The sequence below is a fragment of the Streptococcus pseudopneumoniae genome (assembly GCF_001072665.1).
Taxonomy (GTDB): Bacteria; Bacillota; Bacilli; order Lactobacillales; family Streptococcaceae; genus Streptococcus; species Streptococcus pseudopneumoniae_S.
This window is the reverse complement of sequence record NZ_JVJI01000099.1, coordinates 1-22140: the sequence shown is the minus strand read 5'-3', so window position 1 is coordinate 22140 and position 22140 is coordinate 1. Positions and strand designations below refer to the sequence as shown.

Here is a 22140-nt window from a genome sequence, read left to right as displayed (position 1 = left end):
TACCGTACTCAAGTACAGCTTGTGGCTAGCTTCCTAGTTTGCTCTTTGATTTTCATTGAGTATAAATTAGCCATAAAGAAAACCTATCACAGAGATAGATATCATATAATGGCGTAAATGCTCTTTTTCTGTTAAGATTATAAGGTATTCTATTTTGGAGGAAATGACATGAAAAAAATCGTTAAATACTCATCTCTTGCTGCCTTAGGCCTTGTTGCTGCAGGTGTGTTAGCAGCTTGTTCAGGTGGTGCTAAGAAAGAAGGAGAAGCAGCTAGCAAGAAAGAAATTATCGTTGCAACCAATGCTTCACCAAAACCATTCAACTATGAAGAAAATGGTGAATTGACTGGTTATGAAATTGAAGTGGTTCGCGCTATCTTTAAAGACTCTGACAAGTATGATGTCAAGTTTGAGAAGACTGAGTGGTCAGGTGTCTTTGCAGGACTTGATGCTGACCGTTACCAAATGGCCGTTAACAACATCAGCTACACTAAAGAACGTGCTGAAAAATACCTTTACGCAGCGCCAACCGCTAAAAACCCTAACGTTCTTGTAGTGAAAAAAGATGATTCTAGCATCAAATCGCTTGATGATATCGGTGGAAAATCAACAGAAGTTGTTCAAGGGACAACATCTGCTAAACAGTTAGAAGACTACAACAAACAACACTCAGATAATCCAACTGTCCTTAACTATACTAGAGCTGACTTCCAACAAATCATGGGACGTTTGAGCGATGGCCAGTTTGACTACAAGATTTTTGATAAAATCGGTGTTGAAACAGTTATCAAGAACCAAGGTTTGGACAACTTGAAAGTTATCGAACTTCCAAGCGACCAACAACCTTACGTTTACCCACTTCTTGCCAAAGGTCAAGATGAGTTGAAAACATTTGTAGACAAACGCATCCAAGAACTCTACAAAGACGGAACCCTTGAAAAATTGTCTAAACAATTCTTCGGAGACACTTATCTACCAGCAGAAGCTGATATTAAATAATTTCTTGAAATCATCCATTCTGAGTAAGGTGGGTGATTTCTCAATTTTTAGTGATATAGTTTTAAGCTATATATCTGACTATCTAATAACAATTTGTGAAATCAAACAAATTGTGAGATACTAGTACGGTATTATTTTTAAGGAGAAAGAATCATGAAAATTAAAAAATGGCTTGGTGTAGCAGCCCTTGCTACAGTCGCAGGTTTGACTCTTGCAGCTTGCGGAAACTCAGAAAAGAAAGCAGATAATGCAACAACTATCAAAATCGCAACGGTTAACCGTAGCGGTTCTGAAGAAGCTCGTTGGGATAAAGTCCAAGAATTAGTTAAAAAAGACGGTATTACTTTGGAATTTACAGAGTTCACAGACTACTCACAACCAAACAAGGCAACTGCTGATGGCGAAGTAGATTTGAACGCTTTCCAACACTACAACTTCTTGAACAACTGGAACAAAGAAAACGGAAAAGACCTTGTAGCGATTGCAGATACTTACATCTCTCCAATTCGCCTTTACTCAGGTTTGAATGGAAGTGACAACAAGTACACTAAAGTAGAAGACATCCCAGCAAACGGAGAAATCGCTGTACCGAACGATGCTACAAACGAAAGCCGTGCGCTTTACTTGCTTCAATCAGCTGGCTTGATTAAATTGGACGTTTCAGGAACTGCTCTTGCAACAGTTGCTAACATCAAAGAAAATCCAAAGAACTTGAAAATAACTGAATTGGACGCTAGCCAAACAGCTCGTTCATTGTCATCAGTTGACGCTGCCGTTGTAAACAATACCTTCGTTACAGAAGCAAAATTGGACTACAAGAAAGCACTTTTCAAAGAACAAGCTGATGAAAACTCAAAACAATGGTACAACATCATCGTTGCGAAAAAAGATTGGGAATCATCACCTAAGGCTGATGCTATCAAGAAAGTGATCGCAGCTTACCACACAGATGAAGTGAAAAAAGTTATCGAAGAAACATCAGACGGTTTGGATCAACCAGTTTGGTAATAAGAAACAGGGAGGTGGGAGAGAAAATTCCACCTCTTGCTTTTGTATAGAGCATGGATTGTCAGGAAGAGTAGTTCATAGAAAGGTAGAGAGAAAATGGTTTTTCCTAGTGAACAAGAACAGATTGAAAAATTTGAAAAGGATCATGTGGCCCAGCATTATTTTGAGGTTTTGCGTACCCTGATTTCTAAGAAATCGGTCTTTGCCCAGCAGGTTGGACTCAAGGAAGTCGCAAATTATCTTGGTGAGATTTTCAAGCGTGTGGGGGCTGAAGTGGAGATTGATGAGACTTATACAGCGCCCTTTGTCATGGCGCATTTCAAGAGTTCGCGTCCAGATGCCAAGACCTTGATTTTCTATAACCACTATGACACTGTGCCAGCGGATGGGGATCAGGTCTGGACAGAGGAGCCCTTTACGCTTTCGGTCCGCAATGGCTTCATGTATGGGCGTGGGGTTGATGACGACAAGGGTCATATCACGGCTCGTTTGAGTGCTTTGAGAAAATACATGCAGCACCACGATGACCTGCCTGTCAATATCAGTTTTATCATGGAAGGAGCGGAGGAATCGGCTTCAACAGACCTAGATAAGTATCTGGAAAAACATGCTGATAAACTCCGTGGTGCGGATTTGTTGGTCTGGGAACAAGGGACCAAGAATGCCTTGGAGCAGTTAGAAATTTCTGGTGGAAATAAGGGGATTGTGACCTTCGATGCCAAGGTAAAAAGTGCTGATGTGGATATCCACTCTAGTTATGGTGGGGTTGTGGAATCAGCTCCGTGGTATCTTCTTCAAGCCTTACAGTCTCTTCGCGCTGCAGATGGTCGTATCTTGGTTGAAGGCTTGTATGAAGAAGTACAAGAGCCAAATGAACGGGAATTGGACTTGGTGGATACTTACGCTCAACGTAATCCAGGGGAAATCAGCCAGATTTATGGTTTGGAATTGCCTCTCTTACAAGAGGACCGCGTGGCCTTTCTAAAACGTTTCTTTTTTGAACCAGCTCTTAATATCGAAGGGATTCAGTCAGGTTATCAAGGACAAGGAGTCAAAACGATTTTACCTGCAGAAGCCAGTGCCAAGCTAGAGGTTCGTTTGGTTCCTGGTCTAGAACCGCATGATGTTCTGGAAAAAATTCGGAAACAGCTAGACAAAAATGGCTTTGATAAGGTAGAATTATACTATACCTTGGGAGAGATGAGCTATCGAAGCGATATGAGCGCACCAGCCATTCTCAATGTAATCGAGTTGGCCAAGAAATTCTATCCACAGGGCGTTTCAGTCTTGCCGACGACAGCAGGGACAGGGCCTATGCATACGGTCTTTGATGCCCTAGAGGTGCCAATGGTGGCCTTCGGTTTAGGGAATGCCAATAGCCGAGACCACGGTGGAGATGAGAACGTGCGAATCGCCGATTACTACACCCATATTGAATTAGTAGAGGAGCTGATTAGAAGCTATGAGTAGAGATATTATCAAGTTAGATCAGATCGATGTGACTTTTCACCAAAAGAAGAGAACCATCACGGCGGTCAAGGATGTGACCATTCACATCCAAGAAGGGGATATCTACGGAATCGTTGGATATTCTGGAGCAGGGAAATCAACCCTTGTGCGGGTGATTAACCTCTTGCAAAAGCCATCTGCGGGCAAAATTACCATTGACGACGATGTGATTTTTGATGGTAAGGTGACCTTGACGGCAGAGCAGTTGCGTCGTAAACGTCAGGATATCGGAATGATTTTCCAACATTTCAACCTCATGAGTCAAAAGACGGCAGAGGAGAATGTAGCCTTTGCCCTCAAACACTCTGGACTCAGCAAGGAAGAAAAGAAAGCTAAAGTTGCTAAGTTGTTGGACTTGGTTGGCTTGGCAGACCGTGCTGAAAACTACCCTTCACAACTATCTGGAGGGCAAAAACAGCGTGTAGCCATTGCGCGTGCCTTGGCAAATGATCCAAAAATCTTGATTTCAGACGAATCAACTTCTGCCCTTGATCCGAAGACAACCAAGCAAATTTTGGCCTTGTTGCAAGATTTGAACCAAAAATTAGGCTTGACTGTTGTCCTGATTACGCATGAAATGCAGATTGTCAAAGACATTGCCAACCGTGTGGCAGTTATGCAGGATGGGCATTTGATTGAAGAGGGTAGTGTGCTTGAAATCTTCTCAGACCCTAAACAACCTTTGACTCAAGATTTTATCTCAACAGCTACAGGTATTGACGAAGCCATGGTCAAAATCGAGAAGCAAGAAATCGTGGAACATCTGTCTGAAAACAGCCTTTTGGTGCAACTCAAGTATGCAGGTGCTTCAACAGACGAGCCACTTTTGAATGAATTGTACAAGCATTATCAAGTAACGGCTAATATCCTCTATGGAAATATTGAAATCCTCGATGGTACTCCTGTTGGAGAATTGGTTGTGGTCTTGTCAGGTGAAAAAGCAGCGTTGGCAGGTGCTCAAGATGCCATTCGTCAAGCAGGCGTACAACTAAAAGTATTGAAGGGAGGACAGTAAGATGGAATCATTGATTCAAACCTATTTACCAAATGTTTATAAAATGGGCTGGGCTGGTCAAGCAGGCTGGGGAACAGCCATCTACCTAACCCTTTATATGACAGTTCTTTCCTTCATCATCGGAGGTTTCTTGGGACTAGTTGCAGGTCTTTTCCTTGTCTTGACAGCGCCAGGTGGTGTCTTGGAAAATAAAGTCGTTTTCTGGATTTTAGACAAAATTACCTCCATTTTCCGTGCGGTTCCTTTCATCATTCTCTTGGCAGTCTTGTCACCCTTCTCTCATCTAATCGTAGGAACAAGTATCGGACCAAATGCGGCTATCGTACCGCTATCTTTTGCAGTCTTTGCCTTCTTTGCCCGTCAGGTACAGGTTGTCTTGGCTGAACTGGATGGTGGTGTCATTGAGGCAGCTCAAGCGAGCGGAGCGACATTCTGGGATATCGTGGGTGTTTACCTATCAGAAGGTCTTCCAGATTTGATTCGTGTGACGACTGTGACCTTGATTTCCCTTGTTGGGGAAACAGCTATGGCCGGTGCAGTTGGAGCTGGTGGTATCGGTAACGTGGCCATCGCTTATGGATTTAACCGCTACAATCATGATGTGACCATCTTGGCAACCATCATTATCATTTTGATTATCTTTGCAATCCAATTTTTGGGAGATTTCTTGACCAAAAAATTGAGCCATAAATAAAAAGAGCCGTGTGGCTCTTTTTTAGTAATCAGATTTTCTGCGCCAATTTTTTACTCAAGGCTTGTCCAATCAAGGCACCCATTAGGGCTCCGATGACAATACTTGCGATAAATAGAAGGACGGTTCCAGGATTTGGCGCGACCATGATACGGTCGATATATTCTTGGGATTTTCCTCTTGCTAGGAGGGTAGCCATATAGGCTTTGGGTGCAATCCACATGATTAGAATTGGTCCTGATGTGCTAAAGGCAAAGAGTATGAAAGAAAGGAAATTCTTAGTTTGGTCCTTGTATTTTCCGAGGTTAGCTACTGCATCTGCTAGGAGACCACAGATAATTCCAGGAAGGAAGGCACCGGCACCGTGTTTAGTTCCCAAGAAAAAGAGGGCAATGACAAGGCCGATAGTGGTAATGGCTCCAAAGCGCGGAACTTTTGCGACTAGGATCATATAGACGCTACCGCCGAAAAGGGCAGTAAAGGCAGGCGCATAAAACATGTTTCCAGCTTGGTCAAAGAAATTGCCCAAAAGGACACCAATCCCCATGCAGAGGAAGTAAAGAACTGCAAAAAGAAGTGTAGTTAAGATAGATTTTTTCATGAATTGTCTCCTGATAATTTTTTCACAATTCTCATTGTACCATGGTTTGATGGGATTGTAAATGGATACTAGAAGTTTTTGAAAACGCTTGAAATATGATATAATAGTTTCATAGTTATTTTTAGGGGGATATCATGGGGAGATTTTTAGACTTTGTCTTTAATCGTTTCTTTTTAGGGATGATTGCGACAGCCTTCTTTTGGCTATTAACCTTGGTGGGAGGGATTATCCTTGGTCTAGCGCCGGCTAGTGCAACCTTGATGAGCCTGTATGCAGAACATGGCTATAGCTTTCGCGAATACAGTTTGAAGGAGGCGTGGTCTCTTTATAAGCAAAATTTCGTCTCAAGCAACCTGATTTTCTATAGCTTTTTAGGGGTGGATCTAGTTTTGGTCTATGGCCTGTATCTATTGGTGCAATTGCCTCATCAGACCATCGTTCATTTGATTGCGACCTTTTTGAATGTCCTAGTAGTTGCCTTGCTGTTTTTGGCTTATACAGTATCTTTGAAATTACAAGTTTATTTTGACTTGTCTTATCGAAATAGTCTCAAACTATCCTTGATTGGCATCTTTATGAGTCTAGCAGCTGTGGCCAAGGTTCTCCTTGGAACTGTGCTACTTGTGGCAATTGGTTACTATATGCCTGCCCTACTTTTCTTTGTAGGAATTGGGATGTGGCATTTCTTTATCAGTGATATGTTGGAACCGGTCTATGAAAGTATCCATGAAAAATTGGCGACAAAATAGAATGAAGCAGTTTTGGCTACATACGCTTCTGAGAACCTACAGTTCAGTTATGATGATTATTATTGCGAGTTTTGCAATCTTACTCTCTTACGCTGACTGGGATTCACGGGAAAAGGAAGCTCAAAGAGTAGCCCAACGTGTAACCACTCGAACAGTTGATGAGGTGGAGTATTATTATCGGGAGTCAGCCCAACTAGCGCAAGATTTAGTAGCCAATCAAGACCGGATACAAGGGGTTTATAAGTACTTTAGCCTGTCAACTTCTGAGTATTTTTATTGGCTGTTGGAGCATCAAGCAACTTCGTCAACTTCTATTTCTCTGTATGAAAATATTGATGATCTTTATGTCCAAAATGACTCTATAACGGGTGTTGCAATCGTCTTGCAGGATTTTAAAGAAGTTTATGTTTCAACAAGGGATAAAAGAAGTGGTCATATCTTGCCTGCTGAGGCCTTTAAACCAGAGGCCAATAGTTTTGGAATTCCAGTTCTGGATCCAGCAACGGATCAATCTATAGGAGTGATATACATCTCCTTGGATCCAGAAGTTTTATATCATGCCATTGACAATACCCGAGGTCATATTCCGATGGCTGTTACTGTGACATCACCATTTGATACGGAGATTTTTCATATTGGTGAGAGGGTCAATAGGGAACATGAGAACTGGTTTGTTGGTATGACTTCTCATGGATATCAGGTTCAGGTGGCAGTTCCTAAAAACTTTGTTTTACAAGGAACAGTTGCCAGCTCTGCTTTGATTGTGGGTTTGAGCCTTCTCTTTATTGTCATTCTCTATCTGACTTTGAGGAAGACTTTTTCAAATTATCAAAAGCAGGTAGTGGATTTAGTGGATTCCATCCAAGCTATTGCCCAAGGAGAGGAAGGTCTTCGTATTGACACACTTGAAAAGGATCAGGAATTGCTCCTAATCGCGGAGACGACCAATGATATGTTGGATCGATTGGAAAAGAATATCCATGATATTTATCAGTTAGAGCTTAGTCAAAAAGATGCCAATATGCGGGCCTTGCAGGCGCAAATCAACCCTCACTTCATGTACAATACGCTGGAGTTCTTGCGCATGTACGCAGTCATGCAAAGTCAAGATGAGTTGGCAGATATCATTTATGAGTTCAGTAGCCTGTTGCGTAATAATATTTCGGACGAAAGAGAAACTCTTCTCAAGCAGGAATTAGAATTTTGTCGTAAATATAGTTATCTTTGCATGGTTCGTTATCCCAAGTCCATTGCCTATGGTTTCAAGATAGACCCAGAGTTAGAGAATATGAAGATTCCTAAGTTTACCTTACAACCGCTGGTAGAAAATTATTTCGCGCATGGTGTTGACCACAGACGGACAGATAATGTGATTAGCATCAAGGCGCTTAAACAGGCTGGTTTTGTAGAAATTTTGGTGGTAGATAATGGCCGTGGAATGTCGACTGAAAAGCTGGTCGATATCCGAGAAAAGTTAAGGCAGAGACATTTTGAACACCAAGCCAGTTATAGTGAACAAAAGCAGTCTATCGGGATTGTCAATGTCCATGAGCGTTTTGTGCTCTATTTTGGGGATCGCTATGCCATTACTATAGAGTCTGCGGAGCAAGCAGGTGTTCAGTATCGTATTACAATTCAAGATGAGTAGAAAGGGAGAAAATGTATAAAGTATTATTAGTAGATGATGAGTACATGGTGACAGAAGGTCTGAAACGTTTGATTCCTTTTGATAAGTGGGATATGGAGGTCGTCGCAACAGCCAGTCATGCCGATGAAGCCCTAGAATATGTTCAGAAAAATCCCGTCGATGTAGTCATTTCCGATGTCAATATGCCCGACAAAACAGGGCTTGATATGATTCGGGAGATGAAAGAAATCTTACCAGATGCTGCCTATATCCTGCTCTCAGGTTATCAGGAGTTTGATTATGTAAAAAGAGCAATGAACCTTAGTGTGGTGGACTATCTGGTCAAACCTGTTGATAAGGTAGAGTTGGGAAATCTGCTGGAGAAGATTGCAGGTCAGCTCGGCGAGAGAGGAAAGAAAAGTCAGATCCTCAGTCAAGATTTAGACGAGGCTGGATTTGTTAGTTATCTAGGAGGTAAGGAGAATTGGTGGATAGGCCTATCCAAGGAAAAACAAGGCTCTTTCACCATTCCCTACTATGTCTTGGGTCAAGACTGGCAGATTTTCATTTCTGACCAACCCCTAGATGGTTTAGTCGTTACTCCCTTTGAAGCTCCCTATCAAGAACACTTTGAACGCTGGAAGCTGAATGCTGAGAAAGCCCTCTTTTACGGCTCTGTAAATCTACAACGGTCTGAGAGTCTCTTTGCCTACTACGAACCGATTTATAGGGTTATCATTCAGGGGAATCTCAATCAAATCGTAGAAGAGTTAAATCTCTTGGAGAAGGTGGTTCTTGAAAATACGCCGCGTGTTCCGATTACCAAACAGCTTTTTATCCAGTTTGTCATGGATGTCTTTCATTTGTTTGAACATCTAAAGGCTGATGATTTGACGGATATTGTCAAAACGATTCATGCTATTCAAACCTTCGATGAATTGGTTCCTTATATCAAGGAAACTCTGACTCGATTCTTTGGACAATATCGGATGAATGAAAATGTGGTTAGTGTGCTAGAAGTCATTGGGAGTGATTATCAGAAAGAACTTTCTCTCAAGGATATCAGTAAGGATCTCTTTATCAATCCTGTTTATCTGGGACAGTTGATTAAGCGTGAAACCAATTCGACCTTCGCAGAGTTACTAAATAAACAACGCATTAAGGCTGCCCAGCAGCTCTTGCTTTCAACTAGTGACAGTATTGAAGATATTTGTTATGCTGTTGGTTACAGTAATGTTGGATATTTCTATAAAGTGTTCCGAAAATTGTGCGGAAAATCGCCAAAAGCCTACCGAAAACAGGTGGAAACCACACTATAATATTTGTATCCCTTTACAAAAAGTGCTATAATATCGATAATAATATCAGGAGGTTCTATTATGAAAAAGAAACCAATCTATCTATGGGTATTACTGATTTTTTCAGCCTTACTCTCAGCAATGTCACTATTTGGAATCATATCTCCAGTACCTACTGCGGAGGGTATGAACAATCTAGAAACATCAGCATCAGGTGTTAATGCTACTTATGCTAAGGAGCTCGTTGCTTACACCATTAAGGTATCGGAGCATGGTCATTCTATCTTCAACATTCTCTTGGTTGTCTTATCTGTTATTCTGGTGGTTGTGTCTTTGGTTTTCCTTGTTCGTAAAAACATCCAATTGGCTAACTACACTTATCTTGCTTATGTCTTCGTTGCCATCGTTGGTTCTATCTACAACTTTATCGGCGTTCAGGATGCGGTTTTACTTTTTACAGACCCTAACATCCGTATAGGAGCGGAGCTTGGTGCCAAAGGTTCTGCTATTTTTGGGATCGTACTCAATGTTATCTTCCTAGCAATCGTCTTCTATAAAATGTGGCGTCAGCAAAAAGAATTGACAGAAACTCAAGAAGAGGAAGAACTTGCCTAAGAGTTGACAAAGCATAACTATCAAGATACAATCTTGGTAGTTATTTTTCGATTATAGATAAAATCATGGAGGTACATATGAAGACAATTTCTTTAGTTTATATCAGTCTGAGTGGAAACACTGAGAGTTTTGTGACGCGCTTGAAAGATTATCTCTTGTCCCAGTACGAGGGAATTGAGGTTCAAAAGATTCATATCAAGGATTTGGTCAAAGAAGGCCAAGATTTCTATGAAATGGACCATCCTTATGTCGCTTTTTTGCCGACCTATCTCGAAGGTGGGAATGGCGTGGATAACGGAGATGTTGAGATTTTGACGACACCCGTGGGGGATTTTATCGCCTATGGTGACAATGCTAGTAAGTGTTTTGGTGTGGTTGGTTCAGGAAATCGTAACTTTAATAACCAATACTGCCTGACAGCCAAGCAATATAGTCAACGTTTTGGCTTCCCTGTATTGGCTGATTTTGAAATGCGAGGTATGCTGGGAGATATCAAACGTGTCGCAGCGATTATCGCAGATTTGTATGAGTTGGAAAGTTAAGCTGAAACCAATCTTTCAATCATTAGAAGAAAGAACTTATTATATCCCCCTCTATAGCAGAGATGAAAATTACCTATAAAATTTTTAATATAAATGTTATTTGCTATAGTTGGAAGATAAAAATTATGCCCTAAAAAAACCGAGAAGCTTTCTTCTCGGTTTTTGATTATTTCAATTGATCTGTAATGTCTTTTGATAGCAACATTCCTAGGTGATAAGTTTTATTGATGTAAGCAATGACATCATTGATGTTTTCAGTTGTGTGAATTTTCTCTTTGATGTCAGTCCTAAATGTTTCATCCTTTAAAAGTTGTTCTTGGTAGAGTTTTTGCAGTCTCTCCTTCTCGTACTTATTGAGCAGAAAAAGGAAAACCAAACTAATCACAACGAGGATATAAGCATATTGGCTCATAGGATATCTCCCTGTATGATAAAGAAGTAGTAGTGAGTAGATTGAATTAGTGAAGCGCCTAACCAAATCACCATAGTTTCGACGTCATGTTCTCTAAATCGATTATATCTAGGGGGCCATGACTAGTGAAGCAGTTAGCTAGTCCGCATATAAGCGGCTAGCGTCTAACAATTAGGAACTTTAGTTCCAATAACTTTAAGATTACGACGTTTTAGGACATAAATCAATCATATTTATGTCCTAAAACTAGTGAAGCGCCTAGCCAAAGTCCGAATAGGATTTGGCGTTAGTTACTTAGATTGCTCTGCAATCAAGTAACTTTGGCGATTTACATCTTCTCAGGCGCTTCTACTCCAAGCAAGCGAAGGGCCTCTTTGAGAACGATTGCGGTTGCGTAGCTAAGGGCTAGACGGCTGTCGCGTTCTGGACTTTCATCCAAGATGCGTGTATGTGCATAGTACTTGTTGAAGGCTTGAGCCAGACTAATTGCAAATTTAGCAATGATAGAAGGTTCAAAGTTGTCTGCCGCACGGTTGATAATACGTGGGAAGTCTTGGATGAGTTTAATGATTTCCCAGCTTTCAGCATCATTCAAGCTATAGTTGCCAGCTGTTTCTGGTTTGAAATCCGCTTTACGTAAGATAGATTGGATACGAGCATAGGCATATTGTACATAAGGTCCAGTTTCACCCTCGAAGGATACCATAGCTTCTAGGTCGAAGTCGTATCCATTTGTACGGTCGGTTTTGAGGTCATAGAATTTAATGGCTCCAACCCCAACAGCATGCGCTACTTGGTCTTTGTTTTCCAATTCAGGATTTTTAGCCTCGATTTGGGCTTTGGCACGACTAACGGCCTCTGCAACAGTAGGCTCTAGCAAGATGACATTCCCTTTACGAGTAGAGAGTTTTTTTCCTTCTTTTGTAACTAAACCAAAAGGAACGTGAGTAATATCGTTACTCCAGTCGTAGCCCATCTCTTGCAAGACGGCTTTGAGCTGTTTAAAGTGGGCAGATTGTTCTTGGCCAACGACATAGATAGATTTGGCAAATTGGTATTCATTTTTACGGTAAAGGGCTGCAGCCAAGTCACGTGTGATATAGAGAGTTGCACCATCGGATTTCTTGATGAGGGCTGGATGTTCAATTCCATATTTCTCAAGGTTGACAACTTGGGCACCTTCTGATTCAACAAGAAGGCCTTTTTCAGAAAGAATGTCTACAACTGCATCCATCTTATCGTTGTAGAAGGCTTCTCCATTGTAGCTGTCAAATTCAACCTTCAGTTCATTGTAAAGGCGGTTAAATTCCACTAAACTTTCATCACGGAACCATTGCCAAAGAGCGAGAGCTTCCTCGTCTCCATTTTCAAGTTTACGGAACCATTCGCGTGCTTCTTCATCCAAGCTAGGGTCATTTTCAGCTTCAGCGTTGATGCGGACATAGAGTTTAAGAAGTTCATCGATTGGATGAGCTTTTACAGCTTCTTCGTCGCCCCATTTTTTGTAGGCAACAATCAACATCCCAAACTGTTTACCCCAGTCTCCCAAATGGTTGACCTTGACGGTTTGATAACCGATTTTTTGGAAAATATGTGACAAGCTATCTCCGATAACAGTTGAGCGCAGGTGACCAATAGAGAATGGTTTAGCGATATTCGGACTAGACATGTCGATTACAACATTTTCTTGCTTGCCAATATGTTGGTCAGCATAGTGTTCTTTTTCAGTGATAACAGCTTGTAATACTTGAGCAGAAATGGTAGATTTATCAAGGAAAAAGTTGACGTAAGGTCCTGTTGCGACAACCTTTTCAAAGGCTTGGCTGTTAATTTTTTCAGCCAGTTCAGCAGCAATTATTTGAGGTGCTTTACGTTCGACTTTTGCAAGAGAAAAAGCAGGGAAAGCGATGTCTCCCATTTCTGAGTTTTTAGGGGTTTCCAGTAAATTTAAAATAGCCTCTTGGTCCAGGCTATCAATGACGCTAGCCAACTCGCTAGCAATCAATTCTTTTGTATTCATTAAGAGCTCCTTTTTGGACTTTTCTACTATTTTATCACAATTTTAAAGAAAGAAGAAAAAATTTTTGAAATCTCCTATTTTTTTGGTATAATATAGTTATAAAATTAGTTATAAATATGCATATAAGAGGATTTTATGAGAAAAAGAGATCGTCATCAGTTAATAAAAAAAATGATTACTGAGGAGAAATTAAGTACACAAAAAGAAATTCAAGATCGGTTGGAGGCGCACAATGTCTTTGTGACGCAGACAACCTTGTCTCGTGATTTGCGCGAAATTGGCTTGACCAAGGTCAAGAAAAATGATATGGTGTATTATGTACTAGCAAATGAGACAGAAAAGATTGATTTGGTGGAATTTTTGTCTCATCATTTAGAAGGTGTTGCAAGAGCAGAGTTTACCTTGGTACTTCATACCAAATTGGGCGAAGCCTCTGTTTTAGCAAATATTGTAGATGCAAACAAGGATGAATGGATTTTAGGAACAGTTGCTGGTGCCAATACCTTATTGGTCATTTGTCGAGACCAGCACGTTGCCAAACTCATGGAAGATCGTTTGCTAGATTTGATGAAAGATAAGTAAGGTCTTGGGAGTTGCTCTCAAGACTTATTTTTGACAAGGAGAGACGTACAATGACGACAGAAAAGCTATCACCCGGCATGCAACAGTATGTGGATATTAAAAAGCAATATCCAGATGCTTTTTTGCTCTTTCGGATGGGTGATTTTTATGAATTATTTTATGAGGATGCGGTCAATGCTGCGCAGATTCTGGAGATTTCCTTAACGAGTCGCAACAAGAATGCCGACAATCCGATTCCTATGGCGGGTGTCCCCTATCATTCTGCTCAACAGTACATCGATGTCTTGATTGAGCAGGGCTATAAGGTAGCTATCGCAGAGCAGATGGAAGATCCTAAACAAGCTGTTGGAGTTGTGAAACGAGAGGTTGTTCAAGTCATTACGCCAGGGACAGTGGTCGACAGTAGTAAGCCGGACAGTCAGAATAATTTTTTGGTTGCTATAGACCGCGAAGGCAATCAATTTGGTCTAGCTTATATGGACCTGGTGACCGGTGACTTTTATGTGACAGGTTTATTGGATTTCACGCTGGTTTGTGGGGAAGTCCGTAACCTTAAGGCGCGAGAAGTGGTGTTGGGTTATGACTTGTCTGAGGAGGAAGAACAAATCCTCAGTCGCCAGATGAATCTGGTGCTCTCTTATGAAAAAGAAGGCTTTGAGGACCTTCATTTGCTGGATTCACGATTGGCAGCGGTGGAGCAAGCGGCGTCTAGTAAACTGCTTCAGTATGTTCATCGGACTCAGATGAGGGAATTGAACCACCTCAAGCCTGTTATCCGCTATGAAATCAAAGATTTCTTGCAGATGGATTATGCGACCAAGGCTAGTCTGGATTTGGTTGAGAATGCCCGTTCGGGCAAGAAGCAAGGCAGTCTTTTCTGGCTTTTAGATGAAACTAAGACGGCAATGGGTATGCGTCTGTTACGTTCTTGGATTCATCGTCCTTTGATTGACAAGGAGCGAATCATCCAACGCCAAGAAGTGGTGCAGGTCTTCCTCGACCATTTCTTTGAGCGCAGTGATTTGACAGACAGTCTCAAGGGTGTTTATGATATTGAACGCTTGGCTAGTCGTGTTTCTTTTGGCAAAACCAATCCCAAGGATCTCTTGCAGTTGGCGACTACCTTGTCTAGCGTACCACGGATTCGTGCGATTTTAGAAGGGATGGAGCAACCTGCTCTAGCCTATCTCATTGAACAACTGGATGGAATCCCTGAGTTAGAGAGTTTGATTAGCGCAGCGATTGCTCCTGAAGCTCCTCATGTGATTACAGAAGGTGGTATTATCCGCACTGGATTTGATGAGACTTTAGACAAGTACCGTCGCGTTCTCAGAGAAGGGACTAGCTGGATTGCTGAGATTGAGGCTAAGGAGCGAGAAAACTCTGGTATCAGCACGCTTAAGATTGACTACAATAAAAAGGATGGCTACTATTTCCATGTAACCAATTCGCAACTGGGAAATGTGCCTGCTCACTTTTTCCGCAAGGCGACGCTGAAAAACTCAGAACGTTTTGGCACCGAAGAATTAGCCCGTATCGAGGGAGATATGCTTGAGGCGCGTGAGAAGTCAGCTAATCTAGAGTACGAAATTTTTATGCGTATTCGTGAAGAGATCAGCAAGTACATCCAGCGTTTGCAGGCTCTAGCTCAAGGAATTGCGACAGTTGATGTCTTACAGAGTCTGGCGGTTGTGGCTGAAACCCAGCATTTGATTCGACCTGAATTCGGAGATGATTCGCGAATTGATATTCAGAAAGGGCGCCATGCTGTCGTTGAAAAGGTCATGGGGGCTCAGACCTATATTCCCAATACGATTCAGATGGCAGAAGATACCAGTATTCAACTAATTACAGGGCCAAACATGAGCGGGAAGTCTACCTACATGCGTCAGTTAGCCATGACGGCGGTTATGGCCCAGATGGGTTCTTATGTGCCAGCAGAAAGCGCCTATTTACCTATTTTTGATGCTATCTTTACCCGTATCGGAGCAGCAGATGACTTGGTTTCAGGTCAATCAACCTTCATGGTGGAGATGATGGAGGCCAATAATGCCATTTCGCATGCAACCAAAAATTCCTTGATTCTCTTTGATGAATTGGGACGTGGAACTGCAACTTATGACGGTATGGCTCTTGCTCAGTCCATCATCGAATACATCCATGAACATATCGGAGCCAAGACCCTCTTTGCGACCCACTACCATGAGTTGACTAGTCTGGAGTCTAGCTTGGAACACTTGGTCAATGTCCACGTGGCAACTTTGGAGCAGGATGGGCAGGTCACCTTCCTTCACAAGATTGAACCAGGTCCAGCTGATAAATCCTACGGTATCCATGTTGCCAAGATTGCTGGTTTACCAGCAGACCTTTTAGCAAGGGCGGATAAGATTTTGACTCAGCTAGAGAATCAAGGAACAGAGAGTTCTGCTCCCATGAGACAAACAAGTGCTGTCACAGAACAGATTTCACTCTTTGATACGGCAGAAGAGCATCCTATCCTAGCAGAATTAGCTAAACTGGATGTTTACAATATGACACCTATGCAGGCTATGAATGTTTTGGTCGAGTTAAAACAGAAACTATAAAAATAATCCCACTCATGCATTTGTGAGTGGGATTATTGCTATTACTTTCTATGCTCCAAGAGTTGATTGATATGGTCTACTTTTTTTGATGCTCTTTTATAGGAAATAGTCCAAATGATGAGGTAGACAATTGTAAACTCAAGAATGAGCTGGAGATAGAAAATCCAGTGGAAGGGGAACCAACCTGCTAGGGTTGCTAATGGGATAAAGCCTACTAGCATGAGGAAGAAATGGGTCAGAGTTGCACGGAGCAAGCTCCAGTCACGGCTGAATAATCGCTTGCCAAAGTTGAAGAGAATACCAATGGCTGCCCAGGTCAGTGTGCAGTAGAGCAAGACCAGGGCACCGTGAACCTGATGTTGAGCCATCACTTGGCCGATGAGAGAGTCGGAACTTAGTGGTGCGTAGGTATTTGGTGCATAAATGAGTGAAAAGATGATAGAGAGGATGAGGCCGATAAGAACACCAGTGGCTGCATCGTGAAATACTTGTTTTTTCATAGTTCTAATTTCTCCTTGATGGTTTTTAGGTAACGGCGTGAAGAGTAGGTGAAGCTTTCGTTTTTCAAGAAAATTTCTACTAGGCCGTTGGGGGTGAGCTTGAGATGAGAGATGTAATCGATATTGATGATTTCTGATTGGGAAATTTGGATAAAATTGGTTGGCAGAATTTCAAGGACCTGATAGAGTCGCAAATCAATGCTGTAGGTCTGACTCGCCGTTTCTGCTAGAACCTTCCGATTCTCGATATAGAAGCGTTGTATCTTACCAACCTTAACTAGATAGACTTGATCATCAATCTTTCCTTTGATTGTTTCTTTTTGGTCAAGATTTTCTGCGAACTCGATGACTTTCTGGACTTTATCTGTCGGCTGAGGTGCTTGAACAATCAGCTTTTCCTCTTCGTAAGTTTCACTAATCTGTAGTTCTACTTTCATAAATTTCTCTCCTTGTTTTTCATACAAAATTGTGATCACTTCTTGTACACCTTTATTAAACACTATTTTACGACACCTAGCAAGGGACTTTGTCTATGTGGAGGGATTTGTATCCTATGTGGTGGAGCTTTTCTGTCCTATCTGAAATATGGTATAATAGCACTAATCAATTTCTAGGAAAATAGATACAGAAAGGGGCTGAAAAATGTCTCATATTATTGAATTGCCAGAGGTGCTGGCAAACCAGATTGCGGCAGGAGAGGTCATTGAACGTCCTGCCAGTGTGGTCAAAGAATTGGTAGAAAACGCCATTGACGCGGGTTCTAGTCAGATTATCATTGAGATTGAGGAAGCTGGTCTCAAGAAGATTCAAATCACAGATAATGGTCATGGAATTGCCCACGATGAGGTAGAGCTGGCTCTGCGTCGTCATGCGACCAGTAAGATAAAAAATCAGGCAGATCTCTTTCGAATTCGGACGCTTGGTTTTCGTGGTGAAGCTCTGCCTTCTATCGCATCCGTCAGCGTTTTAACTCTTTTGACAGCAGTTGAGGGCGCAAGTCACGGAATCAAGCTAGTCGCGCGTGGGGGAGAAGTTGAAGAAGTCGTCCCAGCGACTAGTCCTGTGGGAACCAAGGTTTGTGTGGAGGATCTATTTTTCAACACGCCTGCCCGCCTCAAGTATATGAAGAGTCAGCAAGCAGAGTTGTCTCATATCATTGATATTGTCAACCGTCTGGGCTTGGCCCATCCTGAGATTTCTTTTAGCTTGATTAGTGATGGCAAGGAAATGACACGGACAGCAGGGACTGGTCAACTGCGCCAAGCTATCGCAGGGATTTACGGTTTAGCTAGCGCCAAGAAGATGATTGAAATTGAAAATTCTGACCTTGATTTCGAAATTTCTGGCTTTGTGTCCTTGCCTGAGTTAACTAGAGCTAATCGCAACTATATCAGTCTCTTCATCAATGGCCGTTATATCAAGAACTTTTTACTCAATCGTGCTATTTTAGATGGTTACGGAAGTAAGCTCATGGTGGGACGTTTTCCACTGGCTGTCATTCACATCCATATCGACCCTTATCTAGCGGATGTCAATGTGCATCCAACCAAGCAAGAGGTGCGGATTTCCAAGGAAAAAGAACTGATGACCCTGGTCTCAGAAGCTATTTCTAATAGTCTCAAGGAGCAAACTTTGATACCTGATGCCTTGGAAAATCTTGCCAAATCGACTGTGCGCAATCGTCAAAAGGTGGAGCAGACCATTCTCCCTCTCAAAGAAAATACGCTCTACTATGAGAAGACTGAGCCGACAAAACCTAGTCAAGCTGAGGTGGCTGATTATCAGGTTGAATTAACTGATGCAGGACAAGACTTGACCTTGTTTGCCAAGGAAACCTTGGACCAATTGACCAAGCCAGCAAAACTGCATTTTGCAGAGAGAAAGCCTGCTAATTATGACCAACTAGACCATCCAGAGCTAGATTTAGCCAGTCTTGATAAGGCTTATGACAAGCTGGAGCGAGAAGAATCATCCAGCTTCCCAGAGTTGGAGTTTTTCGGACAAATGCACGGGACTTATCTCTTTGCACAGGGACGAGATGGGCTCTACATCATAGACCAACATGCAGCTCAGGAACGGGTCAAGTATGAGGAATATCGTGAAAGCATTGGCGATGTTGACCAGAGCCAGCAGCAACTCCTAGTGCCCTACATCTTTGAATTTCCAGTGGATGATGCCCTGCGTCTCAAGGAAAGAATGGCACTTTTGGAGGAAGTTGGGGTCTTTCTAGCAGAGTACGGGGAAAATCAATTTATCCTTCGAGAGCATCCTATTTGGATGGCAGAAGAAGAGATTGAATCAGGCATCTATGAGATGTGCGACATGCTCCTTTTGACCAAGGAAGTTTCTATCAAGAAATACCGAGCAGAGTTGGCTATTATGATGTCCTGCAAACGGTCTATCAAAGCCAATCATCGTATCGATGACCATTCGGCTAGACAGCTCCTCTATCAGCTCTCTCAATGTGACAATCCCTATAACTGTCCTCACGGACGTCCTGTTTTGGTGCATTTCACCAAGTCGGATATGGAAAAAATGTTCCGACGCATTCAGGAAAATCACACTAGTCTTCGTGAATTGGGGAAATATTAAACTAACAAGGAAAACTATGTACGAATATTTAAAAGGAATCATTACCAAAATTACTGCTAAATACATTGTTCTTGAAACCAATGGTATTGGTTATATACTGCATGTGGCCAATCCTTATGCCTATTCAGGTCAGGTTAATCAGGAGGCTCAGATTTATGTGCATCAAGTCGTGCGTGAGGACGCTCATCTGCTTTATGGATTTCGCTCAGAAGATGAGAAAAAACTCTTTCTCAGCTTGATTTCGGTCTCTGGGATTGGTCCGGTGTCAGCTCTTGCTATTATCGCTGCCGATGACAATGCTGGCTTGGTTCAAGCCATCGAAACCAAGAACATCACCTACTTGACCAAGTTTCCTAAAATTGGTAAGAAAACAGCCCAGCAGATGGTGCTGGACTTGGAAGGCAAGGTAGTAGTTGCTGGAGATGAACTTCCTGCTAAGGTGGCAGTACAAGCAAGCACTGAAAACCAAGAACTGGAAGAAGCTATGGAAGCCATGTTGGCACTGGGCTACAAGGAAACCGAACTTAAAAAAATCAAGAAATTCTTTGAAGGAACGACAGATACAGCTGAGAACTATATCAAGTCGGCCCTTAAAATGTTGGTCAAATAGGAGCAGAGCATGACAAAACGTTGCTCGTGGGTCAAGATGACCAATCCTCTCTATATCGCCTATCATGATGAGGAGTGGGGCCAGTCCCTCCATGATGACCAAGCATTGTTTGAGTTATTGTGCATGGAAACCTATCAGGCAGGACTGTCTTGGGAAACGGTGCTCAACAAACGCCAAGCTTTCCGAGAAGCCTTTCATGGCTATCAAATTCAAGCGGTGGCAGACATGACCGACACCGAGTTGGAAGCCTTGCTGGAGAATCCAGCCATCATTCGGAATAGAGCCAAGATTTTTGCTACACGCGCTAACGCCCAAGCATTTTTACGACTACAGGAAGAATATGGCTCTTTTGATGCCTATCTTTGGTCTTTTGTTGAGGGGAAAACTATCGTTAACGATATTCCCGATTACCGCCAAGCCCCAGCTAAAACACCCTTGTCTGAAAGATTGGCCAAAGATCTCAAAAAACGAGGCTTCAAGTTCACAGGCCCAGTCGCCGTCTTGTCTTTTCTACAGGCTGCAGGGCTAGTTGATGACCACGAGAATGATTGTGCGTGGAAAAGCGGGAATTAGTGAGTATAGGTAACTAGAATATCTGAGAATATAGAAAAAAGCTGAGAAACTTTTCCCAGCTTTTTATATATACTATTAGATTTGTTAGAGTGAAGTCAGAAAAGTGATTCCACCTAAAATAACACCAGCTGAATTTGGAATGATTAGTATCCAATCCTTCTTAGGTTCCTTTGTCCATCCATAAATAACCCAGATTAAGCAAGATATTGCAGCTGATAAAGGTTGAAATGGTTGAGCTTTATTTCCCTGTAAATTAGCGATAATTTGAGGTATGTAGGCAATAAATACTATAATTCCAATAAAGGCACCAATAGAACCTACGATTCGATTAATTTTTTGTTTTGTCATATACACCTCCTTCAAAAGGATATCATAGAAATTAGCGAAATGCAATAAATTCAGATACAAATTGTAACGAAAACCAATACAAAAGCACAAAAATAGAGAAACTACTTATTTTTTGTTATAGTCAAAGCGAATGATTTGCTCCTTTGCATCTACATGGGCGTGAACTCCGAAGGGGACAATGGCTCTTGGAGTTGCGTGGCCGACATTCAGATTATAGAGAATCGGGATATTGCTGTCAATGATATCCAATAGTGCCTCTTTATAGTCGTCATAGAAAGTTTCATCCATAGGTTTTCCGACCAGGAGTCCACTGATGGCCTCGAATATACCAGTGTCCTTTAAAGTTCGCAACATCTTTTTGAAGTCTTCCGGCTCAGGCTTTTCTTCACTTGTTTCTAGCAAGAGGATCTTTCCTTCCCAGTCTGACAAGTCAGGGAAAAGTTTGTATTTTTGACAGAGCTCCGTGTTATCTGCGTATCGAGAGTTGTCAAAGATATCGTAGAGGGATTCGAGGCAACCACCGAGGATTTTCCCCTCGAACTGGGCAGTTCCTTGTAACAACTCAAAACCAGTATTTGTATGACTGACACGAGGTGTCCCCAGAGCTTTGGGACTAAAATCAGTTCGTTCCTCATACCAAACATTGCTAGGGCGAATTTCTGAGATTCTTCCTGTCTCAATCAATTCTTTAAAGTAGTGAAGGCTATAGGCTAGCATTTCTTTGTCCAATTCACAAATGTCTGCTAAAAAGGATTGACCATAAAAAGTTTTAACACCTAGTTTATGCAACATGAGATGGTTCATGGTTGTATCTGAGAAGCCAAGAAATATTTTTTGGTTGATAACCTTTTGTAGTTGGTCATTTTCAAAAAGATAAGGTAGTAAGCGATAGGTATCGTCTCCACCGATGGCGCATAGGATCATGTCGATGCTATCATCAGAAAAGGCATGAATCAAATCCTCTGCACGAGCTTCAGGATGGTCTTTGATAAAGTCTAATCCTTTTTGCGAATGAGGCAAAAAGATAGGATTGAGTCCCAAGTCCTTGAGACGTCGGACACCCAAGTCCACTTCGTGTTTGACAAAGTCCTCTCCGATAATGCCACTAGATAAACTAACAATACCAATAGTAGAAACTATATCTCATCCTCCTAGAAATAGATTGATACTCTTCGAAAATCAAATTCAAACCACGTCAGCTTTGCCTTGCCGTACTCAAGTACAGCCTGCGGCTAGCTTCCTAGTTTGCTCTTTGATTTTCATT

General features: G+C 41.9%; 22 protein-coding genes. 15 read left to right on the top strand and 7 right to left on the bottom strand.

Annotated features, from left to right (window positions below; all coding sequences use genetic code 11):
• Positions 1 to 168: 168 nt before the first annotated feature.
• The 5 genes from ADH52_RS05420 to ADH52_RS05400 all read left to right on the top strand — a co-directional run bounded on the left by ADH52_RS05420 (position 169) and on the right by ADH52_RS05400 (position 5225).
• Entirely contained in the window at positions 169 to 999 is an 831-nt protein-coding gene (locus tag ADH52_RS05420; RefSeq protein ID WP_020901826.1) for an amino acid ABC transporter substrate-binding protein, read from the top strand.
• 153 nt (positions 1000 to 1152) lie between these two features.
• Positions 1153 to 2007, top strand: coding sequence for a MetQ/NlpA family ABC transporter substrate-binding protein (locus ADH52_RS05415; protein ID WP_020901827.1), 855 nt, complete (start codon positions 1153 to 1155; stop codon positions 2005 to 2007).
• A 96-nt stretch (positions 2008 to 2103) separates the two neighbouring features.
• Entirely contained in the window at positions 2104 to 3477 is a 1374-nt protein-coding gene (locus tag ADH52_RS05410; protein ID WP_049510501.1) for a M20 family metallopeptidase, read from the top strand.
• Positions 3470 to 4531, top strand: coding sequence for a methionine ABC transporter ATP-binding protein (locus ADH52_RS05405; RefSeq protein ID WP_049510500.1), 1062 nt, complete (start codon positions 3470 to 3472; stop codon positions 4529 to 4531). Before ADH52_RS05410 ends, ADH52_RS05405 begins: the two co-directional genes overlap by 8 nt.
• Before the next feature lies 1 nt (position 4532).
• Positions 4533 to 5225: a methionine ABC transporter permease gene (locus ADH52_RS05400; protein WP_000444647.1), complete on the top strand. Its 693-nt coding sequence runs from the start codon at positions 4533 to 4535 to the stop codon at positions 5223 to 5225.
• 28 nt (positions 5226 to 5253) lie between these two features.
• Here ADH52_RS05400 and ADH52_RS05395 read toward each other — a convergent pair whose 3' ends face one another.
• Positions 5254 to 5823, bottom strand: a complete 570-nt coding sequence (locus ADH52_RS05395; protein WP_033685599.1) for an MptD family putative ECF transporter S component — start codon at positions 5821 to 5823, stop codon at positions 5254 to 5256.
• Between the two features lie 134 nt (positions 5824 to 5957).
• Here ADH52_RS05395 and ADH52_RS05390 point away from each other — a divergent pair, with 134 nt between their 5' ends.
• The 5 genes from ADH52_RS05390 (at position 5958) to nrdI (ending at position 10654) form a co-directional block, all read left to right on the top strand.
• On the top strand, positions 5958 to 6572 hold the full coding sequence (locus ADH52_RS05390; RefSeq protein ID WP_045612386.1) for a YesL family protein: 615 nt from the start codon (positions 5958 to 5960) through the stop codon (positions 6570 to 6572).
• Positions 6550 to 8220 (top strand): sensor histidine kinase, encoded by a 1671-nt coding sequence (locus ADH52_RS05385; RefSeq protein ID WP_311519704.1) that lies wholly within the window; start codon positions 6550 to 6552, stop codon positions 8218 to 8220. Before ADH52_RS05390 ends, ADH52_RS05385 begins: the two co-directional genes overlap by 23 nt.
• A gap of 11 nt (positions 8221 to 8231) precedes the next feature.
• Entirely contained in the window at positions 8232 to 9518 is a 1287-nt protein-coding gene (locus ADH52_RS05380; protein ID WP_049510499.1) for a response regulator transcription factor, read from the top strand.
• A 60-nt stretch (positions 9519 to 9578) separates the two neighbouring features.
• Positions 9579 to 10112: an ABC transporter permease gene (locus tag ADH52_RS05375; protein ID WP_049510498.1), complete on the top strand. Its 534-nt coding sequence runs from the start codon at positions 9579 to 9581 to the stop codon at positions 10110 to 10112.
• A gap of 77 nt (positions 10113 to 10189) precedes the next feature.
• Positions 10190 to 10654: a class Ib ribonucleoside-diphosphate reductase assembly flavoprotein NrdI gene (gene nrdI, locus ADH52_RS05370; RefSeq protein WP_004255033.1), complete on the top strand. Its 465-nt coding sequence runs from the start codon at positions 10190 to 10192 to the stop codon at positions 10652 to 10654.
• Between the two features lie 166 nt (positions 10655 to 10820).
• On the opposite strand, the gene ADH52_RS05365 is transcribed toward nrdI, so the two are convergent.
• Complete coding sequence (locus ADH52_RS05365) at positions 10821 to 11066, bottom strand: hypothetical protein (protein ID WP_000084858.1); 246 nt, start codon at positions 11064 to 11066, stop codon at positions 10821 to 10823.
• A gap of 328 nt (positions 11067 to 11394) precedes the next feature.
• Complete coding sequence (gene argS / locus ADH52_RS05360) at positions 11395 to 13086, bottom strand: arginine--tRNA ligase (RefSeq protein WP_049510497.1); 1692 nt, start codon at positions 13084 to 13086, stop codon at positions 11395 to 11397.
• 135 nt (positions 13087 to 13221) lie between these two features.
• Here argS and argR point away from each other — a divergent pair, with 135 nt between their 5' ends.
• Both argR and mutS read left to right on the top strand, forming a co-directional pair.
• On the top strand, positions 13222 to 13668 hold the full coding sequence (gene argR, locus ADH52_RS05355) for an arginine repressor (protein ID WP_001231476.1): 447 nt from the start codon (positions 13222 to 13224) through the stop codon (positions 13666 to 13668).
• 50 nt (positions 13669 to 13718) lie between these two features.
• Positions 13719 to 16253: a DNA mismatch repair protein MutS gene (gene mutS, locus ADH52_RS05350; protein ID WP_049510496.1), complete on the top strand. Its 2535-nt coding sequence runs from the start codon at positions 13719 to 13721 to the stop codon at positions 16251 to 16253.
• A gap of 41 nt (positions 16254 to 16294) precedes the next feature.
• Here the strand turns inward: mutS and ADH52_RS05345 are convergent, their stop codons facing one another.
• Together ADH52_RS05345 and ADH52_RS05340 are read right to left on the bottom strand one after the other, a co-directional pair.
• Positions 16295 to 16753 (bottom strand): DUF3021 domain-containing protein, encoded by a 459-nt coding sequence (locus ADH52_RS05345; protein WP_049510495.1) that lies wholly within the window; start codon positions 16751 to 16753, stop codon positions 16295 to 16297.
• Positions 16750 to 17190, bottom strand: coding sequence for a LytTR family DNA-binding domain-containing protein (locus tag ADH52_RS05340; RefSeq protein ID WP_049510494.1), 441 nt, complete (start codon positions 17188 to 17190; stop codon positions 16750 to 16752). Before ADH52_RS05340 ends, ADH52_RS05345 begins: the two co-directional genes overlap by 4 nt.
• 205 nt (positions 17191 to 17395) lie before the next feature.
• On the opposite strand from ADH52_RS05340, the gene mutL reads away from it, so the two are divergent.
• Genes mutL through ADH52_RS05325 form a run of 3 tightly spaced genes read left to right on the top strand, consistent with a single transcriptional unit; the run spans position 17396 to position 20528 of the window.
• A complete protein-coding gene (gene mutL, locus ADH52_RS05335) occupies positions 17396 to 19345 on the top strand; it encodes a DNA mismatch repair endonuclease MutL (RefSeq protein ID WP_049510493.1) in 1950 nt (649 codons plus the stop codon).
• A gap of 16 nt (positions 19346 to 19361) precedes the next feature.
• Entirely contained in the window at positions 19362 to 19955 is a 594-nt protein-coding gene (ruvA, locus tag ADH52_RS05330; RefSeq protein WP_049510492.1) for a Holliday junction branch migration protein RuvA, read from the top strand.
• 9 nt (positions 19956 to 19964) lie between these two features.
• The gene (locus ADH52_RS05325) at positions 19965 to 20528 is read left to right on the top strand and encodes a DNA-3-methyladenine glycosylase I (protein ID WP_049510491.1); all 564 of its coding nucleotides are present in this window, start codon (positions 19965 to 19967) and stop codon (positions 20526 to 20528) included.
• An 84-nt stretch (positions 20529 to 20612) separates the two neighbouring features.
• Here ADH52_RS05325 and ADH52_RS05320 read toward each other — a convergent pair whose 3' ends face one another.
• Both ADH52_RS05320 and ADH52_RS05315 read right to left on the bottom strand, forming a co-directional pair.
• Positions 20613 to 20876, bottom strand: a complete 264-nt coding sequence (locus tag ADH52_RS05320; protein ID WP_000166114.1) for a SemiSWEET family transporter — start codon at positions 20874 to 20876, stop codon at positions 20613 to 20615.
• 105 nt (positions 20877 to 20981) lie between these two features.
• Positions 20982 to 22016: a S66 family peptidase gene (locus tag ADH52_RS05315; protein WP_049510490.1), complete on the bottom strand. Its 1035-nt coding sequence runs from the start codon at positions 22014 to 22016 to the stop codon at positions 20982 to 20984.
• Between the last annotated feature and the right edge of the window lie 124 nt (positions 22017 to 22140).

Coding starts and splice junctions, on each gene's coding strand:
- ADH52_RS05320 (WP_000166114.1), bottom strand. CDS start 20,876: ATGACAAAACAAAAAATTAATCGAATCGTAGGTTCTATTGGTGCCTTT.
- mutS (WP_049510496.1), top strand. CDS start 13,719: ATGACGACAGAAAAGCTATCACCCGGCATGCAACAGTATGTGGATATT.
- ADH52_RS05410 (WP_049510501.1), top strand. CDS start 2,104: ATGGTTTTTCCTAGTGAACAAGAACAGATTGAAAAATTTGAAAAGGAT.
- argR (WP_001231476.1), top strand. CDS start 13,222: ATGAGAAAAAGAGATCGTCATCAGTTAATAAAAAAAATGATTACTGAG.
- ruvA (WP_049510492.1), top strand. CDS start 19,362: ATGTACGAATATTTAAAAGGAATCATTACCAAAATTACTGCTAAATAC.
- mutL (WP_049510493.1), top strand. CDS start 17,396: ATGTCTCATATTATTGAATTGCCAGAGGTGCTGGCAAACCAGATTGCG.
- ADH52_RS05340 (WP_049510494.1), bottom strand. CDS start 17,190: ATGAAAGTAGAACTACAGATTAGTGAAACTTACGAAGAGGAAAAGCTG.
- ADH52_RS05395 (WP_033685599.1), bottom strand. CDS start 5,823: ATGAAAAAATCTATCTTAACTACACTTCTTTTTGCAGTTCTTTACTTC.
- ADH52_RS05420 (WP_020901826.1), top strand. CDS start 169: ATGAAAAAAATCGTTAAATACTCATCTCTTGCTGCCTTAGGCCTTGTT.
- ADH52_RS05385 (WP_311519704.1), top strand. CDS start 6,550: ATGAAAAATTGGCGACAAAATAGAATGAAGCAGTTTTGGCTACATACG.
- nrdI (WP_004255033.1), top strand. CDS start 10,190: ATGAAGACAATTTCTTTAGTTTATATCAGTCTGAGTGGAAACACTGAG.
- ADH52_RS05390 (WP_045612386.1), top strand. CDS start 5,958: ATGGGGAGATTTTTAGACTTTGTCTTTAATCGTTTCTTTTTAGGGATG.
- ADH52_RS05415 (WP_020901827.1), top strand. CDS start 1,153: ATGAAAATTAAAAAATGGCTTGGTGTAGCAGCCCTTGCTACAGTCGCA.
- ADH52_RS05400 (WP_000444647.1), top strand. CDS start 4,533: ATGGAATCATTGATTCAAACCTATTTACCAAATGTTTATAAAATGGGC.
- ADH52_RS05365 (WP_000084858.1), bottom strand. CDS start 11,066: ATGAGCCAATATGCTTATATCCTCGTTGTGATTAGTTTGGTTTTCCTT.
- ADH52_RS05405 (WP_049510500.1), top strand. CDS start 3,470: ATGAGTAGAGATATTATCAAGTTAGATCAGATCGATGTGACTTTTCAC.
- ADH52_RS05325 (WP_049510491.1), top strand. CDS start 19,965: ATGACAAAACGTTGCTCGTGGGTCAAGATGACCAATCCTCTCTATATC.
- ADH52_RS05380 (WP_049510499.1), top strand. CDS start 8,232: ATGTATAAAGTATTATTAGTAGATGATGAGTACATGGTGACAGAAGGT.
- ADH52_RS05345 (WP_049510495.1), bottom strand. CDS start 16,753: ATGAAAAAACAAGTATTTCACGATGCAGCCACTGGTGTTCTTATCGGC.
- argS (WP_049510497.1), bottom strand. CDS start 13,086: ATGAATACAAAAGAATTGATTGCTAGCGAGTTGGCTAGCGTCATTGAT.
- ADH52_RS05375 (WP_049510498.1), top strand. CDS start 9,579: ATGAAAAAGAAACCAATCTATCTATGGGTATTACTGATTTTTTCAGCC.